Annotated in this window: 13 protein-coding genes; 5 read left to right on the top strand and 8 right to left on the bottom strand. The window is 46.4% G+C overall.

From position 1 onward, the window contains the following. A partial coding sequence (locus QUB12_RS24875) for a two-partner secretion domain-containing protein (RefSeq protein ID WP_333308863.1) occupies window positions 1–5,234 on the bottom strand: 5,234 nt, incomplete at its 3' end. A gap of 907 nt (window positions 5,235–6,141) precedes the next feature. Here QUB12_RS24875 and QUB12_RS24880 point away from each other — a divergent pair. The 3 genes from QUB12_RS24880 (at window position 6,142) to atpC (ending at window position 9,110) form a co-directional block, all read left to right on the top strand. Then, window positions 6,142–6,942 carry a PEP-CTERM sorting domain-containing protein gene (locus QUB12_RS24880; protein WP_333308866.1) on the top strand — a complete coding sequence of 267 codons (801 nt, stop codon included), beginning with the start codon at window positions 6,142–6,144 and terminating at the stop codon, window positions 6,940–6,942. Between the two features lie 126 nt (window positions 6,943–7,068). After that, window positions 7,069–8,526, top strand: a complete 1,458-nt coding sequence (gene atpD / locus QUB12_RS24885; protein ID WP_333143861.1) for a F0F1 ATP synthase subunit beta — start codon at window positions 7,069–7,071, stop codon at window positions 8,524–8,526. Window positions 8,527–8,702: 176 nt separating this feature from the next. Then, window positions 8,703–9,110, top strand: a complete 408-nt coding sequence (gene atpC / locus QUB12_RS24890) for an ATP synthase F1 subunit epsilon (protein ID WP_333058306.1) — start codon at window positions 8,703–8,705, stop codon at window positions 9,108–9,110. 92 nt (window positions 9,111–9,202) lie between these two features. Here the strand turns inward: atpC and QUB12_RS24895 are convergent, their stop codons facing one another. The 3 genes from QUB12_RS24895 to QUB12_RS24905 form a co-directional block, all read right to left on the bottom strand. Beyond that, entirely contained in the window at window positions 9,203–9,502 is a 300-nt protein-coding gene (locus QUB12_RS24895) for a DUF7734 family protein (RefSeq protein ID WP_190743481.1), read from the bottom strand. A gap of 246 nt (window positions 9,503–9,748) precedes the next feature. Then, entirely contained in the window at window positions 9,749–10,324 is a 576-nt protein-coding gene (locus tag QUB12_RS24900; protein ID WP_333143860.1) for a transposase, read from the bottom strand. Window positions 10,325–10,524: 200 nt separating this feature from the next. Next, window positions 10,525–10,905, bottom strand: coding sequence for a transposase family protein (locus tag QUB12_RS24905; RefSeq protein WP_333308868.1), 381 nt, complete (start codon window positions 10,903–10,905; stop codon window positions 10,525–10,527). A gap of 58 nt (window positions 10,906–10,963) precedes the next feature. Between QUB12_RS24905 and QUB12_RS24910 the strand changes: the two genes are divergently transcribed. Continuing rightward, on the top strand, window positions 10,964–11,323 hold the full coding sequence (locus QUB12_RS24910; RefSeq protein WP_333143858.1) for a hypothetical protein: 360 nt from the start codon (window positions 10,964–10,966) through the stop codon (window positions 11,321–11,323). Window positions 11,324–11,600: 277 nt separating this feature from the next. Here QUB12_RS24910 and QUB12_RS24915 read toward each other — a convergent pair whose 3' ends face one another. Next, the gene (locus tag QUB12_RS24915) at window positions 11,601–15,020 is read right to left on the bottom strand and encodes a CHAT domain-containing protein (RefSeq protein WP_445300674.1); all 3,420 of its coding nucleotides are present in this window, start codon (window positions 15,018–15,020) and stop codon (window positions 11,601–11,603) included. A 151-nt stretch (window positions 15,021–15,171) separates the two neighbouring features. Between QUB12_RS24915 and QUB12_RS24920 the strand changes: the two genes are divergently transcribed. Further along, complete coding sequence (locus tag QUB12_RS24920) at window positions 15,172–15,435, top strand: hypothetical protein (protein ID WP_006632632.1); 264 nt, start codon at window positions 15,172–15,174, stop codon at window positions 15,433–15,435. A 43-nt stretch (window positions 15,436–15,478) separates the two neighbouring features. Here the strand turns inward: QUB12_RS24920 and tsaB are convergent, their stop codons facing one another. From tsaB to QUB12_RS24935, 3 genes are all read right to left on the bottom strand, one after another. Beyond that, window positions 15,479–16,378 carry a tRNA (adenosine(37)-N6)-threonylcarbamoyltransferase complex dimerization subunit type 1 TsaB gene (tsaB, locus tag QUB12_RS24925; RefSeq protein ID WP_333308872.1) on the bottom strand — a complete coding sequence of 300 codons (900 nt, stop codon included), beginning with the start codon at window positions 16,376–16,378 and terminating at the stop codon, window positions 15,479–15,481. A 2-nt stretch (window positions 16,379–16,380) separates the two neighbouring features. After that, window positions 16,381–18,093: a serine/threonine-protein kinase gene (locus tag QUB12_RS24930; RefSeq protein WP_333308874.1), complete on the bottom strand. Its 1,713-nt coding sequence runs from the start codon at window positions 18,091–18,093 to the stop codon at window positions 16,381–16,383. 271 nt (window positions 18,094–18,364) lie between these two features. After that, entirely contained in the window at window positions 18,365–18,613 is a 249-nt protein-coding gene (locus tag QUB12_RS24935; protein ID WP_333151402.1) for a Ycf34 family protein, read from the bottom strand. Window positions 18,614–18,720 lie beyond the last annotated feature (107 nt).

Raw genomic sequence — 18,720 nt, forward strand, 5'->3', positions numbered from 1 at the left:
GTAGTCACATTGCCATTGAGTTGAGTTGTGCCCTCAGCATCTGTAGTCAAACTCGCGGCATTGACTGTTTGATTAAATGCGGTTGTGCCTGCAGAGTTAGCTTTTAAATTGCCGATCGCATTTGTTGGATTCCCAACTGCACCATTGAATGTAACATTACCCGTAACGGCATTCGCCGTCAAATCACTGCTGCCGTTAACAGTATCGTTGAAAGTAACTTCGCTGCCGGAGAGAATCGCCTTATTGGCAATTGTATTGGCAATTGTAACTGCATCTCCATAAGTTTGACTTCCGATTGTAGTCACATTGCCATTGAGTTGAGTTGTGCCCTCAGCATCTGTAGTCAAACTCGCGGCATTGACTGTTTGATTAAACGCGGTTATTCCTGTAGAGTTAGCTGTTAAATTGCCGATCGGAGTTACAACACCAACTGCACCATTGAATGTAACATTACCAGTACCGCCATTCACAGTTAAATCGCTGGTGCCATCTACAGTATTGTTAAAAGTAATGTCGCTGCCGGAGAGAATGGGATTGTTGGCAATTGTCACTGCATTTCCATAAGTTTGACTGCCGGTTGTAGTGACATTTCCCTTCACTTGAGTTGTGCCGTTAGCATCTGTAGTCAAACTCGCGGCATTGACTGTTTGATTAAATGCAGTTGTGCCTGTAGAGTTAGCTTTTAAATTGCCCAGCACATTTGTTGGATTCCCAACTGCACCATTGAATGTAAGATTACCGCTAACCGCATTCGCCGTCAAATCGCTGCTGCCGTCTACAGTATTATTGAAAGTAATTTCGCTGGCTACGAGAATGGGATTGTTGGCAATTGTAACTGCATCTCCATAAGTTTGACTGCCAGTTGTAGTGACATCGCTCTTAAGTTCGGTTGTACCACCTGCGTCAGTTGTTACACTTTGGGCATTGACAGTGCTCGCGAAGCTAGTCGTGCCACTACTCTGGGCAGTTATCGCACCCAATGGAGTTGTGCTGTTGCCGATGATCGCACCTGTTGTGAATGTAATATTACCCGTACCCGCTGTTAAAGTAAGGTTTTGACTGTTAGCAGTTGTGCCCTCAACTGTATTGTTAAAAATAATATCGCCCGCACCTAAACCTGTGTCCAAAGAAACATTATTTGTCAGAGTAACGGGACTTTGGAAACTAATATTATCGTTAGTAGTGGTAATGTTGGAGCCTAGATTAACCTGGCCTGTACCGCTTTGAGTCAATTCTCCATCCAGCAGTATATTGGCCCCAGTAGCAATATTCAAGTCGCCACTATTATTAACTTGAAAAGTTCCATTATTTAGCGTTGTGACTGGGTTCTCGATCGCAAAATTTGTCCCTGTCAAGTTAAGGCCGCCCGCAGCATTGGTTGTCACAGGGCCCTTGAATGCAGTAGTACCCTTACCTGCACTCTGAGTAATACTATTAGCTGTAATTGCCGCTGTTTGTACGTCGCTAGCACTATTTATCTGGAGATTGCCGATAGCAGGATTGCCGACATCTCCCTTAAAGGTAATATTGCCAGTGCCTGATGTGAGAGTGAGATTTTGATTATAAGGAGTTGTACCGTTGAGGGTGCTGCTGAAAAGAATATTGCCGGCACCGACTGCACCTGTGTCAACCAAAACATTATTTTGAAGCGTAACAGGCCCGTTGAAAGTGATGTTTTGATCGCTTGTGGTAATCGGCCCATTGAGTGCGATCGTACCGATGTTGCTAGTGAGGGTGATATCTCCCGAATCCAACGTAGTTATATTGCCGGCGGTGATGTTTTGATTCGCTGTCAGTGCAATCGAAGCGTTATCAACTCCAGTGAGACTCCCACCAGGCAAAATTGCGATCGATCCAGCCCCCTGTGGAGAGCGAATTGTCACGGGATCTCGGAATGTCAGAGGCGACTCGATGGTAATTGCGCCGGTGCCGTCTGTTCGTCCAATTGCGATCGATTTAAAGCCATCGGCCAGGCCATTGAATAGCCCAGTCATATCCAAGGAGTCAGGTTGATCGGATGTGTCCCCAAGTGCGATCTTTAAGTCTGGTCTAAAGGGTTGAAGTACCAGATCGCCCGTACCCGACGAGGGGCCGGTTATATCAATTTGATCTGAGGTAATGGTGAGGCTGTTGCTACCCGCTACAAATCCATTATTTAAAGTAATCCTGCCGATTTCCAGACCTGTTGTACCAGGTTTATTAGCGGTGAGAGAAACATTATTATTGAGAGTAACAGGATTTTTAAAACTTATGTCACCATCAGTGGCGGTCAAATCACCTGAGATAGTAACTGCACCCGTAGCAGCAACTTGTTGAGTAATACTGGCGGCTGTAATTGCCTTTGTTTGTACGTTGCCAGCGCTATTAATTGTGAGCTTGCCTAGAGGACTAATGCTGCCGACATCTCCACCAAATGTAATATTGCCAGTACCTGCTGTTACAGTCAAATCTTGAGTGTTAGGATTTGTGCCGTTGACGGTTTTTTGGAAAATAAGGTCGCCTGCACCTGCTGTACCCGTGTCAACCAAGACATTCTTTATGAGGGTAACAGAATCATTAAAAGTGATGTTTTTATCGCTTGCAGTAACGTCTGCATTTAGAGAAGTAGCTCCGTTAAATGTAATACCACCATTGGCTGTAATTTGCCCGTTAACTGCGATCAAACCCGTACCCGTTGGAGATTTAAGTATAATCGGGTATTTGAACGTAACACCAGCGGGGACAATCGTAATCGTCCCCGTCCCATCCGCCCGTCCGATCGCCATTTGCAAAAACCCATTTAAGATAGGATCATTGAGTTCAGCATTGCTGAGATCCAAAGTATTAATGTTAGTGGCACTGTCGCCAACACTGATATTTAAACTCGGCGTCAGAGGCTGCAACACAATAGTACCTGTACCATTGACTTCCGCCCCGAACAGTGTAATTTCATCACCCGTCAAAGTGACATTCTTACCGCTATTTGCAGTCAGGTTAATTGCACTATTGTTAATATAAATTGCATCCGAATTCCCCCCCGTACCAGTTAAATCAACATTTCCTGCCGTCGCTTCTAGTGCAGCACCACCGTCCAGAGAAACGCCGTAGTTGTCGGTTCCTGTCCCCGCACCTGTGCCAGTCAGAGTGATATTTCCGATCGCCGACTTCACGTTAGAAGAGGTAGAAAGCGCTATCCCACTGTTCCCACTTCCTGTTCCGTTACTTGTGCCAGTCAAGTTGATATTGCCATTGAGCGATGCAACTGTGCCCGCCTGGACAAGTATCCCTATATTTTTATCTATACCGTTCCCGCCAGTTCCAGTCATGGTAATACTGCCTGTTACCGATAAGACTTGGCTGGAGCGAGCGACAAATATCCCTATATTGTTATTTATACCATTCCCGCCAGTTCCATTGAAAATAATATTCCCGCTTCCAGTAGTTTCTACTATGCCGCCGATAGCAATACCGGGGTTTTTTCCCGTCGTGTTTCCTCCGATCCCCTCCAGGTTAATGTCCCCACCCCCGGCATTAATTACCCCCCCAAGTAAAATTCCATTTCCATTGGAACCATTCCCTCGACCAATTCCCCGAAAATTGCCCCCGTTTGTATTTATTTGCGAATCGGAAATCGTGAGACTACCACCGTTTGAATTATCACTATCAGCATTCAGAGTGACATTGCCTCCCTGAGTTGTGATATTTGCCCCGGACTCAACATTAATATCATTATTAGCATTCAGAGTTAGGGAATTACTATTAGCCCAAGATATCGGAGCGCTGACTGTAATATTGCCTTGATTCGCCGAATTCGGTCCAGTAGAAATAGTAAGATTTCCCCGACCTAGCTGTGCTTGCACCGTCCCATTAGTAATCGTAGAAGTAGGATCGGAAGCCGTAAATACTGGCACTAAGCTGCCAGGTACATCCGCACCTGCGCTAATAGTGATATCAGTAGGGTCTAACAATAAGGTTCCAGCTATGCCAAAGGTCGATCGCAAATCAACTAATCCTTGAAAATCCAGCGATTGCTTTCCCGAAACTTCCACAAAGCCGCCATTCCCAGAAAACAAGCCACCTCTGGCCGTAATATTGCCATTAAAGCGAGTAGTTTCATCAGCCCAAACTATAACTCGCCCGCCATTCCCATTACTCACCGCGTCAGCATTAATCGTCGAGTCGCTGCTGACAAAAGTCCGTGAAGCATTGGGCACTGTCCCCAAACCCTGATAATCTCCGCCAATCAGTACATTACCGCCGCCGTTAATCCCAGAAGCATCGATCTTGCCCGCAATAACTCCTACTTTGTCGCCTAAAATATTTACAGTACCACCAGTGTTGCCAGAGACATTGAGACTGCCGGATGCGATCGCCGTTCCCGGAGTTACAGGCACTGCAACATTCCCCGTCAACACAACTTCCCCATTGGGATTTACCGTCAAACCCGTCGCCTGTGCCACACCTTTTCCAGTCAGTAACTCCGGCAAAGATAACACTGGCTGCGTCCAATTGTTGGGCAGCGAACTTTGATTTGCAGTCGGCTGAATATCCAAGCTCAATAAATTTCCAGCTTGACTAATTCGCACCAAATTGTTACCCGGTACGGCGCTGATGAGAATATTGCCGCTAGGCGCAGTTACCTGACCCGTATTGACAACCGTACCGCCAATCAAACTTAAACTTTGACCTGATGCCACCGTCAAATTGCCGGCATTAACAATGCTTCCCCCTTGCAAATTTGTAAACGCAAAACTATTCGGTGTCCCAATTAAAGTTGCCCAATTGTTATTGCCGATCGCACTAAACCACTGATTGTTCCCAAAACCAATCCCTGTCGCCGTAGTAGCATTAAAAGATCCAGGCACGTTCAGACTGGCATTCGGCCCGAAAATCATGCCGGCAGGATTCATTAAGAATAAATTGGAATTGCCGCCCGTAACTTGAATTAAGCCATTTATTAAAGAAGGATTACCCCCAGTAATCCTTCCCAAAATATTTTGAATATTCGGATTTGTCAGAAAGTTAGCCGTTTGACCTTCGCTGAGGCCAAACTGAGTAAAACTGTGAAAAAGATTAGCCTTATCTCCGCTGAAAGCCCCCCCGGAAATATCGTAGCGGTTGCCGCTGGGAGTAACAACTGTGTTAGTGCCGTCTGGTGCGGGGGCGATAGGTTGCGCGTTTGCCGAACCCGCCGCTGCACTCAGCCAGCTAACAATGAATAACCATCCGAGCAAATGTAGTTTGTTGGCTGTCATTGTGTTTAAAGATGGTGCTTAAAGTGCGATCGTATTTATCTATCCTATATTTACTCCTAAAAATTCCTCATGTCAATAGGAGCCGCCTATTTTTAGTGACCGAATAATTAGGAGGGACAAGGAAATGTATGTTTTTAATTATTACGATTTACGTAAAAACAGTTTTTTTACTAGGAATCAGGCGCGGGAAATGAAACTTGGTTTCTTTTTTTTACTTTCACTGCTTCCCTGACCCAAATACCTTAAAAAAACCGATTAAAGCGTCCGGGACTGTTGGTGAAAATATGGCGCGGAATGCGAGGGTTAGGGGTTTAAAAAACTCTGAATTTTAGTCAAAACTACGTAAGTACCGATCGCCTGTTATACAGATTGCTTAGAGTGGCAAAAAACTCGCTCACCTCCCTACTCGCGGTCGCCGCCACTTCTTTCTGCATACGGCGAGCAGTTGGCAGCGCGCTTTGAGGAGCAACGAACCCAACAGCCGAATTTCTCTCAAAAACTTTATATTTTTTGGAGGATCTTTACCAAAACTTTATAAAGCTCGATTAAAATTTTTATGTATTTTTGATGAAAGCCAATATTTGCAAGTCTTGCACTCAACTTTAGACCGTTACCGAAACCAAGTAAATGTAGTAGGTTGGAAGTCTAGGCAGGATGAAAATCTTGCTCTTACAGATTAAACTGTGTCAATCTGGTGTCAGTGAAAACTCTTAGAAGAAGCACTCATTTACTCCAAAACACCCTTAAGTGAGATATCTATGTAGATTCACTGGTGTGGAGCCTCTTCTTTAGGTTTGACGATCGTCCTAAATATCGCAGGCTCGCGATCGTCTATTCGCGTCACGGCAACATGGCATTTAGGGCATTTTGGGCCTTACTACCTAACAATACTGGAGGAATCAGGGTTATGACTACCTTAACGCTAGTCAAAAAAACATCTTTTACAGTCGCCAGCTTGGCAACCACAATGTTGCTCAGCATCTGCACGCCCGTCCGAGCTTTCATGTTTGGCACGAGCGGCATCCAGTTCGATCGAGACACCAGCATCAATTTTACATTCGACAAATCTCAGGGACTATACCAATCCAGCTTGTGGGTGGCCCAAGCTGAGCCACAAAACAATGGCTACACCAACATATCCAGTCTGTTTAACGAAATTAAACCCTCAGATAACGGCTCCGCCAACAAGGGAGAAGGAACCTTCGGCAACGCTGTCACATCCCCAGACGGCAAAATTACCCAAAGCTTCACCTTTCTCAAAGATCAAATTTACGCCCTCCTGCTTTGGAGCGACACCGGCACTGGCAAGCCCTTCGAGCAATACGTCTCCAGCAGCACCTTTATGAACAGCAGCCTCTGGTTCGCCGCCGACACCAAATTCAGCAGAATTGAATGTTTGACAACTGGATGCCAGCAAGCCGTGTTTGGCGACTTTGAGCTCAACTACAAATCCAGCAATCCATTTAGTACCGTCAACGATGGCAAGGGCCCAGAGCAGTTTCAATCTGCGACAACAGAACAACTCGCTAAGGGTACAAAGATTTCCTTTGACGATGGCAGCAAAGGAAATGACGTTGACTTTCAAAACTTTAGCCTGTCGGCTGAGTTAGTCCCCGAACCAGTCACAGTATTCGGCACAATGCTGGGGGTCGGGGCTTTGGCAGCAGCTCGCAGGAAAAAAAAGCGAGGGCAGCAACAAGAAAAATGACTCTTAACCAGCCCCATACAAATCTAAATAGTGCGTCTGTTCAGTGGTACTCTGAGAAATAGCATTTCTAAATGTTAAGACTTTTTCCATAACGGGAAAAATAGCATCCTAACAAAGGCACTATTCATGGTATCCACCGCAACAAAAACGAACGTAGGCTACATCACCCAAATCATTGGGCCGGTTGTAGACGTAAAATTCCCAGGCGGCAAACTGCCCCAAATCTATAACGCTCTCACGATTTCCGGCAAAAACGAAGCAGGTCAAGACATTGCCGTTACCTGCGAAGTTCAACAACTGCTCGGAGACAGCCAAGTGCGTGCAGTTTCCATGAGTACCACCGACGGCTTGGTGCGTGGCATGGAAGTAGTAGATACCGGGGAATCGATCCAAGTTCCCGTCGGCATCCCAACTCTCGGCCGCATTTTTAACGTCATCGGTCAACCCGTAGACAACCTCGGCCCGGTCAATACTTCCGAAAGTATGCCCATCCACCGCAACCCGCCGGCTTTCACCGAACTGGAAACCAAGCCTTCGGTGTTTGAAACTGGGATCAAGGTGATTGACCTGCTGGCCCCCTACCGTCGCGGCGGCAAAATCGGTTTGTTCGGCGGCGCAGGCGTCGGCAAAACCGTGATTATGATGGAACTCGTGAACAACATCGCCAAGGCTCACGGCGGCGTGTCCGTGTTCGGTGGTGTGGGCGAGCGCACCCGCGAAGGCAATGACCTCTACAAAGAAATGATCGAGTCGGGGGTTATTAACGAAGAAGACCGCAGCAAATCAAAAATTGCTCTGGTTTACGGTCAAATGAACGAGCCGCCTGGTGCTCGGATGCGCGTGGGCCTGTCGGCTCTGGCGATGGCCGAATACTTCCGTGATGTCAGCAAGCAAGACGTGCTGCTGTTCATTGACAATATCTTCCGGTTCGTGCAAGCGGGCTCTGAGGTATCGGCTCTGTTGGGTCGGATGCCTTCGGCTGTGGGATATCAGCCGACTCTCGGTACAGACATGGGCGACTTGCAAGAACGGATTACTTCGACTACCGAAGGTTCGATTACTTCGGTTCAAGCTGTGTACGTACCTGCGGATGACTTGACTGACCCCGCACCGGCTACGACTTTTGCTCACTTGGACGCTACAACTGTGTTGTCTCGCGGTTTGGCTGCGAAGGGGATTTATCCGGCTGTTGACCCGCTGGATTCTACGTCTACGATGTTGCAAGTTAGCGTTGTCGGCGAAGAGCACTATGGTGTTGCTCGTCAGGTGCAGTCTACTCTGCAACGCTATAAGGAATTGCAAGACATTATTGCAATTTTGGGCTTGGATGAGCTGTCGGAAGATGACCGCTTGACCGTTTCTCGCGCTCGCAAAATTGAACGGTTCTTGTCCCAACCCTTCTTTGTGGCTGAAGTGTTCACGGGTTCCCCCGGCAAGTACGTCAAGCTGGCAGACACAATTAAGGGCTTCCAGATGATTTTGGCGGGCGAACTTGACGAATTACCGGAACAAGCTTTCTATTTGGTGGGCGATATCAACGAGGCGATCGCCAAAGCTGAAAAAATGAAAGCTGACGCCAAGTAATTTTAGTCAGTAGTCAGTAGTCAGTAGTCATTAGTCAGTAGTTATTAGTTATTGGTTATTAGTTATTGGTTATTGGTAACAACTGACAACTGATAACTGACAACTGACAACTGACAACTGACAACTGACAACTGACAACTGACAACTGACAACTGACAACTGACAACTGACAATTTATGACATTAACTGTGCGCGTAGTGGCCCCAGACAAAACTGTTTGGGATTCTAATGCTGAAGAAGTAATTCTGCCGAGCACCACAGGCCAACTGGGTATCTTGAGCGGTCACGCTCCAATGTTGACAGCTTTGGATACTGGAGTGATGCGCGTCCGTCCCGGTAAGGAATGGGTGTCTATTGCTCTGATGGGCGGCTTTGCAGAAATCCAAGAAAACAAAGTTACTATTCTTGTCAACGGCGCTGAAAAAGGCGAAACCATTGATAAAGAAGCTGCTCGTACTGCTTACACCGAAGCAGAAGCTCGTTTGCAAAAGGCTACTACCGGCACTTTGCAAGAGCAAATTCAAGCTAAGCAAGCAATCAAACGCGCGAGAGCTCGTTTCCAAGCTGCCGGCGGCACGCTCTAGCTCTCAGGGTAAGGACATAGTGCTTTTGTAGTAGGGACGCAACAATGTTGTGTCCCTGCTGTTTTTCTCGCGTTGTGTCCCTAATGCGAGAGCTAAACTCCGGCCTCGGACAATAGAGATTGCATTGTTTCCCAAGATAACCCCTGCTGAAGATAGCGGGGGTTATTTGGATTGTAGGGACTCTCCACGCGATCGACACTGACTATTTTTGCTTCCTCCGGCAAAACAGGAACCTCTGGATCGAAAGCGGTCGATCGCGTCAAAGAGCTAGAAAAGCCTTTAAAAATAGCAATTTCATCGAATTCGCCGTCAATTTCGGCCTTGACGATTAAAACTTCGTGCGATCGTTTTACCGTGTATTGTTCCAAGCGACGAGCAATAGAGTCAGCCATAGCAAATCTCACTTTCCTGAAATCTGCTATAATATAGCTTAATTTTGTGGCTAATTTCAGGGACAGCGAGCCAATCTTTTATTCTTAATTCAACCTTTTTTAACAGCAGGAAGTAAGCGCCCATTATATAATTGTTCTAAAAATAATAAACAAATTTAATCAGGTCAAACCTACTTATCCGATATTTCATGAGCCACAAAAAGACTTGGTTTAAAGGATCTCCTGAACTTAGGGTTATAAGTTTATCTAATCAGAAAAGCAAGCTAATACGCGATTCCTAAAATTATTAAAATTAGAAAAACCATACCCTTGCCGCATTATCAACTTAATCCGATTGTTGATTCCTGACATGACTCCACTTGTGGTGCGATGAAGAAAGTAGTTGCAAATACCCTCAAAATGATTCTCAATTGTTGATGCAGATTCTTTAAAAAATACTTGTGCATGATTTAGCCATTCTTTGATTTTGTTCTGCCATTTTTTGACTGTCAAATTAGTCTCATATATTTCTCTCAATGTTTCTTTCATCTCATACGCAATTCGCAAAGATTCCGATTTTTCTAGTGTCAATTCTAATCGATCAATCTGCTCTTGATTTAAATTTGCTCGATTACTTAATAATAAATATTTACTTTGCCTATCTGTGATTCCTGCTGCTCTACGTAACTTATTTAAGCCTTTATTAACTACTTTCATTACATGAAAACGATCGATAACAACTAGGGCATTTGGGAATACTTTTTTGATAACTTTAGGGAATCCTCCCCACATATCAACACTCACTTCCTCAACTTGTTTCCGAACCTCAATCGGCTGTTTCACTTCTGACCTCAATGATTTCTTCCGAGCGATGAGAATCAATCATCTCAATTAAATTACCCTCACAAATGTTACCAACAACAGTCCCGAAATTCCCTTGACCTTTTCGCATACTTATCTCGTCGATAGAAATTCGTTTAGTGAGTTTCCAATTAATTTTTTATTTGCTCTTATTTGCCTGCTCAAATATTCCTTTTATTTCGTCATAACTGAGTCCTTCTTCTCGTCCAATTTGCTCCATACTCGATTTTTTTTACAGGGTCATAAATATTTTGTTCGTATCGTTGAGTATGCCGTCTTTTAACCTCCAAAAAATCTATTCTTTCTGTGGGATACCGTTGGCAACTAGGACAGTAAAACTGCCGTCGTGGGATTTTTAAATACACAGGACGACCAAAAACCGACAAATCTCTTACTAAAACTGGTCGATTTTGATGCAGTTTTTCGGTAGATTGTTTACAATGATGACAAACAATTCTTTCAGATAGAATACTCTGTCCCAAGAAAATTTTTCCGTCAACTTGAGTACAAGTTTCAACCCTGACTCCAGGCAAGGCTAATAGATAGTCTAGATGGAAGCTCATAACGGTAAATGTATTAGTAGGTACATTTTACACCATAAACTCAGGAGAGCCGTTAGGGTTGTGTCCTTCTACAAAAATTACTGGCGGTAAGGTCAAAAGTTCTCACACCCGTCGAGTAGTTGATCGGGCTGCCAATGCCTTCCGTTTAGCTGCTCAATCTTTATCTCGCTCTCAATCAGCTTTGGGGGCTTTTTATCGTCGGCTGCGTGCTCGATTGGGTGCTGCTGGAGCCAATACCGCTGCTGCTCACAAGCTAGCCCGCATCTTCTATCATCTGTGGAGTACCAAAACCGCTTATGCTGATTCAGGTGCCGACTATTACGAACAGAAATATCGACAACGTATCGTTTCTAAGCTGGAGAAAACAGCTCAGTCTTTCGGGTTTGAGCTAGTTGCTAAAACTCCACACTTGGATTGAGTTTCTTAGGAGGACTTTAGCTATTAGACAGGGAATTCATTCCCTGTCGGACTGTCGGACAGTCGGACAGTCGGACAGTCGGACAGTCGGACAGTCGGACAGTCGGATTGTCGGATTGTCGGACTATCGGATTGTCGGACTATCGGACTATCGGACTATCGGACTATCGGACTATCGGATTGTCGGACTATCGGTTTAACGTGTTTGTTGACACCAATCGGCATTGCGGTGTCCCTACAAGGGCTATGTACTTACTTACCAGCCAAAGTGCTGTATATCATTTCCACTCGCCCTGAAGGGTAAAAGCAGCCCAATAATAGGGAGATTTCCATTTTTCCTGCTGCATCATTTCAATCTGTGCCGCCCTCAAAGCTGCCGCCGGCGCTAACTTTTGTTGCAGCATTTTTTGATAAAACTTTTGCATTAACACAGCAGTTCCTTCATCATCCACACTCCACAAACTCACCGCTACCCGCTGCGCCCCCGCATACATAAAACCCCTTGTTAATCCCACCATTCCTTCGCCTCTAACATTCTGTCCCATGCCCGATTGACAAGCACTTAAAACCACTAAATTGGCTGACAGTTTCAAGTTGAAAATATCCGTAAGGCGCAAAAAACCATTGACAAGATTGCCCTTGTCATCTACCATCGACATCACAATTCCTGAGAGTTCGGGATTTTTGCTGTTGGCAAGGCCGTGGGTGGCGAAGTGAACGATTTGATAATTGGCTAAGTTTCCATCGGTGGCGGTAGTGCGACTGGCATCCAGATCAAATATTTGGCGGCTAGAAGCTGAGGGGAATAAGCTGGATATTGTTTGGGCTTCTTGGCGGGTAAATGGTAAGCGTTTTGGCGGCCATTCCCGATTAGAAGCGCGAAGCGAGCGATTTAAACCGAGGTTGTTTGCTTCTAATTTTTCTGTCGTTGCTTGGGTGATTTTGCCTTTAATTCTTTCATCATCTGGACTGAAAACAGGATCTGCTAAAATTGCTAAAGTTTGGCTGGGCGGTTTTCTATCTCCGTAATTTTGCCTGAGAATGGCGAGACTTGAGGCGGAAGGCAGAGTGATAACTTCATGTTCGACAATTAAGGGAACGTTGGTATTTTTTCCGGCGGTTTGGGGAAGAGTTAAAGCTGGAAAAGGAGTATAGTGCAGCACGCCGTCGGGGACAATTAATAAGCGTTTATTTCCTAATTGGACTGCTGCGGGCTGTAAAATTAATTGACTTAGATTTGCACTCGCATCGGCAACTTTTTGGGGAATATCTCTTTGGGTTGGGCTAGTTACTGCGGTGCGGAAAGCCACTGCTGCTGTTTCAATGTCAGCGCGTTTTGGCAATTCATAGCTAGTTAGTCCCGTTGATGTCACAACCCACAAATAACTGCGAGCTTCACCGAGGGAATACTGCAATAAAATCGTGTTTTCATCGAGAATCTGTTTCTGAATTTCTGGGAGTGTTAAAGGTTGGGGTTGGGTAAGGGCAGCGTAGCGGGGGCTAGCGCTACGAATCCCGGTTTGAATTTGCTGATATTCTTGCAAAAGTGCGAGGCGCTGTTTGTCGATTTCATCGACTTTAGTTTGATTGGGGTTGGGGCTGCTGATTGCTTCGATGCGCTGCTTTTCAATAGCATTGAGTTGCTGTTGCAGGCTCTTTTCTTGTTGCAGTAAATCGGGGGAAATACCTTCGCGAATGTTGGTGTTACTTTCTTGGAGAAGTTCGAGGAGGCTGCGGGCGCGAGAACGTTCGCTGGCTTCTAAGGCTTTTGTATCATAACCGGATTTAGGATTAGTTTTATGCAGTTGCATTAACAGGTCTATGTAAAATTCGTAGCGGTTTTGTACTGTGGCAAAGTATGAGGTGCGGAGTTCTGGGCTGGCTATTTTGGTGCGGAGGTTTTCGATGATTTTGAGAGAGGATTCAATGTCATTGAGGGCTTCGGTAAGATTGTTTTGGTCGCGTTTGGTATAAGCCATGTTGTAAAGGGTGATAGCTTCGCCGCTGCCATCGCCTACTGCCCGTCTCAGGGGAAGTGACTGCCTGTAATACTCTAACGCTTTCTGTTGTTCTCCCAAATCTGAGTAGACTTGGCCGATGTTGTGAAGGGTGGTAGCTTCCCCACCGCGATTGCCTACTGCTCGAAACAGGGGAAGCGACTGGCTGTAATACTCTAGTGCTTTCTGTTGTTCTCCCAATTGTGAGTAAACTAAACCGATGTTGTTGAGAGTGCCAGCTTCCCCACGACGATCGCCGATTGCCCGACTCAGGGGAAGGGACTGGCTGTAATACTCTAGCGCTTTCTGTTTTTCTCCCAATTCTAAGTAGACAGTCCCGATATTGCCGAGGGTGGTAGCTTCCCCACGGTGATCGCCTACTGCCCGAAATAGGGGAAGCGACTGGCTGTAATACTCTAGTGCTTTCTGTTGTTCTCCCAATTCTGAGTAGACTTTGCCGATGTTGTTGAGGGTGCCACCTTCCCGATAACGATCGCCGATTGCCCGACTCAAGCGAAGGGACTGGTTGTAATACTCTAGCGCTTTCTGTTGTTCTCCCAATTCTGAGTAGACATTGCCGATATTGCCGAGGGTGGTAGCTTCCCCACTGCGATCGCCTACTGCCCGTCGGAGCGCAAGCGACTGGCTGTAATACTCTAGTGCTTTCTGTTTTTCTTCCAATTGTGAGGAGACTAAGCCCATGTTGTTGAGGATGCTAGCTTCCCCAAAGCGATCGCCCACTGCCCGTCTCAAGGGAAGCGACTGGTTGTAATACTCTAGCGCTTTCTGGTTTTCTCCCAAATCTGAGTAGACACTGCCGATGTTGCCGAGGGTGGTAGCTTCTTGCTGGCGATCGCCCACTGCCCGAAATAGGGGAAGGGACTGGCTGTAATACTCTCTTGCTTTCTGTTTCTCTCCCAAATCTGAGTAGACACTGCCGATGTTATTGAGGGTGGTAGCTTCCCCACCGCGATCCCCCAGGGCCCGAAACAGGGGAAGGGACTGGCTGTAATACTCTAGTGCTTTCTGTTTTTCTCCCAATGCTGAGTAGACAATGCCGATGTTGCCGAGGGTGGTAGCTTCTTGCTGGCGATCGCCCACGGCACGTGTCAAGGGAAGCGACTGGTTGTAATACTCTAGCGCTTTCTGGTTTTCTCCCAATTCTGAGTAGACTCTGGCGATATTGCTGAGGGTGGTAGCTTCTTTGGCGCGATCGCCGAGGGCCCGTATCAGGGGAAGGGACTGGCTGTAATACTCTAGCGCTTTCTGTTTTTCTCCCAAATCTGAGTAGACACTGCCGATGCTGGTGAGGGTGACTGCTTCCCCACGGCGATCACCCACTGCCCGAAACAGTGGAAGCGACTGACTGTAATACTCTAGCGCTTTCTGTTTTTCTCCCAATCCTGCGTAGACAGTCCCGAGGTTGGTGAGGGTGGCAGCTTCCCCACGGCGATCGCCTACTGCCCCAAACAGCTTTAATGCTTGTTCAAATTTAGCGATCGCACTTCTTTTTGCTTGGGCCGTTCCTTGATTGTAGAGTTGTACTCCTTCTTTGAAAGCTTTTTGGGCAGCCTCGTTACTGTTAGTTTGTGCTGTTTGTACGACTTTACCAACGGGCACGGCTGCTGCCACTGGCTGACTTAACTGAATCGAAAGTGCGATCGACATACCGGCCAAAACCCATTGAGTGCGATCGAACATAACCACCCCTTTTGTATTTGCTTCAATCTTACTCACTAGCTCGCTTAGTGTAAAGGCAGGAAGAAGTAAGGGCGATCGGCATTTTTGCTAGAGTTAACGAGTAGGTGCGATTCCCTGCAGGATCGCTACGCCGCGCGTACTTTTTCCCAGCATGAACAACATCCTAACTACCCCCGATCCCCTAACCAGCCATTGGGATTGCCCCGAATGCGGCGGCACCGGTACCCTCAGCCCAGAAATTTGCCCTGTTTGTCTCGGAGCAAAATACATCGATCTTGCTACCATAACGAACTGGATGCTTGATTTTATGGAATCTCGCGGCTGCGATCGAGCTGAGATCGATCGATTGCGAACCGAAAGCCCAGACCCCCTAACATTAACTTTTTGCCTGGAAGTTTGTATCGCCCTTAAATAAACAATTTACCAATTACCAATTACCAATTCCCTATTCCCAATATTCAGTGTCCCTTAACCGGATGTTGACCGTAAAAAGGCAAAGCATCCGACCAATCAGGACGACTTCCCATTTGCCACTCCAAATAAGCCAATTCCAACACACTAGAAACCGACGAACCCAACTCGCTACCAACTTCAATTAACTGATAAGAATTCCCCCAATCATCCAACTTTTCTTGCCAAGATTCAGGAGTCATCACCGTCTCAGGAAACAACTCAGTTAAACCAGAATCTTTGTTAACTGAATAAACCGCCCCAAACAATTGTCCCCGCTGTGCAGGCATTTGCAGCGCGATATCATCTCTCAAAAGCCCCCCCTTGTAGGGGCGGTGCCCCCGTGCCCGCCCTGGTTGGGGCACGGCGGTTTCATTTTCTTGTAGGGGCAAACCCTCGTGAAGAGCCCCGATGCCTGAAATGCCCAGGAAATCATCTGTGGGTGGGGGCGGGCACGGGGGCACCGCCCCTACAAAATCGCGGGGGGGTTCCGTATTCAAAAGCCCCCCCTTAGCAAGGGGAGGTTCTGCACTCAAAAGCCCCCCCTTGCTAAGGGGGGGTTGGGGGGGTTCCGCCCAAGCGACAGCCGCCAAAGTGGAAACCGCAAAAACAGGAATATCCAACTGTTGAGCCAAAGTCCGCGCCGTCACCATACCCATCCGAGTCCCCGTGAAACCTCCGGGCCCCTTCGCCACAGCAATAAAAGCCAACTCCGCCCAAGTTTGCGGCCCAATAAACTCGACTAAATACTGATGCAAATGAGTTGCTAAATCCCGATCCAAATTCCAAGTTTGGCAGCGATAATCCCCGGCAAAATTGCTGATGGCTAAACCGAGTTCGCGACTAGCTGTGTGCAGGGCTAAGCCGTATTTTTTAACAGATGTTCCGTCTTGGGGATTGCTATTCACGATTACTGGTAATTTTCCTTAACAAAAAACAGGGGCAAAGCCACAACTAAGCAACCCAAAAGAATGCCAAATATTCCCGTATTTAAAATCCTGGAATTACCCATACCCCCAGTCATCAAAAACAGCACTACTAAACTTGCAAATAAATTTTTATTGGCAAATTCTTTGTGTTGGGAAACTTGATGCTTTACCGTCATAAAACCCGACGAAACTATTAGCGCAAACCAAGAGTTAAAAATGACTATTTGAGAGCCAAAGATAAACCAAACTAAGGCAAACATTAGCGCATCTATCCAAAAATCTTGAGTTTTCAACTTCGGCAGCCAAAATTCTTGGGTAGTAACAGAGGCGGCTTTCTTGAGTAATTGATTGTGTTGCAGCCGCACGAGTTTGTTTCTCAATTTAATCTTGGGATCGATTTGCAATATTTGCTTCCACTCGGGGCGGCGAGAATTGTTGAGTCTTCCCAACAGCTTCACGGCTGCGACTTTATTTAACTGCAAATCGGTGAGTCTGGTGGCAATTATTTGAGATAAGTGCGGATAGTAAACGGGGTTGTCTTCGGTTCTGTTGATGACGATATTGAGCTGTTGCTTGGCTTGACTGACTTGGATTGTAACATTGTACGGGGCGAGATCCTCTTGTAAAGCTTGCTGAATTTCGGCTTGCTGTTGGCGAGTGAAAAGCGAGACACCGGGCGCAGGTGTAACCAGCCGTTCTGCGGGCGTTTCCGGCGCGTCTAGCACCGGTTGTGCGTCTAAATACACCGGTTTGGGGTTCAAGTGCCGGATGACTGCTGAGGCTGAACTGTAGCGCCGGTTGGTGGCACTTTGGAGCATGGTGTCGAGGATGCGGCCGAAATCATCGCTAACAGCAGTCTTCAAATAATTTCGCCAAGCCCAAGAATCCTCTGTACTGTCGAACAAATCGAAGGGAGGAATTTCAGTCAGCAAGTGAATGCAAGTAACGCCCAAACTGTAGATATCGCTAGCAAAAACTGCTTTCCCCATCAATTGTTCTGGGGCTGTATAAGCAGCACTGCCGATAATTGTACCTGTTTGTGGCAACCCAGTTGCTGTTACTTTCTTAGCTGCACCAAAGTCTACTAAAACAATATCTTTTTGGAAAGGAGAGGGTTGATAGGAATTTTCTAAGGCGGGTAAAGGGGCTGGAGTTAGCCGGCGGCGAATGATATTTTCTGGTTTGATATCGCGGTGAATAACTTTGGATTTGTGGACGAAGTGGAGCACTGGCAATAAATCGTTGAGGATTTGCCGAATTTGAGTTTCGGTGAATGCTCCTTTTTGTTCTAATTCTCTGGCTAGGTTTTTGCCGTCTATAAATTCTTGTACTAAATACTGTCTTCCGTCTTGTTCAAAATGCGCGATTAATTCGGGAATCTGCGGATGTTTTCCCAAGGTTTCTAGCTGGGCTGCTTCTTGGTGAAATAGTTGAGCGGCTTTTTCGGCTGCGGTATTTTGCTGCAAAAATTGCTTGATTACGCACTGCGAAAAAATCAGGGGTTTGGTTTCATCAACTGCTAGAAATGTTCGGCCAAAGCCTCCTTGCCCGATCGGCTTTATGGTTCGGTAGCGAGATGCTGATGGCGTTTCTGCGTCAATAGTCAACAACAATTTTGAGCCGCAACTTTGGCACAATTCTGCATCCCCTGGGTTTTGCGGATTCTGACAAGTTGGGTTTAAGCAATAGCACATTGGATTTTAGATTTTAGATTTTAGATTTTAGATTTGTAATTGGGAATGGGGAATTGGGCATCGGGCATCGGGCATTGGGCATCGGGCATCGGGCATCGGGCATCGGGAATTGGGAATTGGTTATTGGGAATTGGTTATTGGTTGTTATCGCCAACAACTCGCAAAAAACCTATAAAAAACAACAAATAGCAACCAACAACCAACCAACAAATAACTAATGACTAATGACTAATGACTAATGACTAATGACTACTGACTAATGACTTCTTCCTTAAGTCGGGACGAGTTCGCCTGGCCGCAATGAGGCCCATTTGCCGGTCTCTTGCTTGAAACTCTCACACCCGACTACATCCCATTCCATTTCAATTTCGTCTTGGCGGGGGCGGATGTTGACGTTGATTGTGGGTTCTACGGGGTCGAAATCGGGTGTTTCGGTAAGGTGAAGCTGTTCGTGCTGTTCTTCTACGGCGTGGTAGGTGAAGCAGCGGTCTACATAGTGGCAGTTAATACAAATACACATTCTTGATATCCTCTGTGCATTTCAAAAAGATTGGTGAAATTTGAGCTTTCTGTTAATCTAGCGTAGCAAGAGTTTAATTGTTTGTAAGTTTGTAGATTTTTGTTGCG

Source organism: Microcoleus sp. B7-D4 (assembly GCF_036705125.1).
In the GTDB taxonomy this organism is placed as follows: Bacteria; Cyanobacteriota; Cyanobacteriia; order Cyanobacteriales; family Microcoleaceae; genus Microcoleus.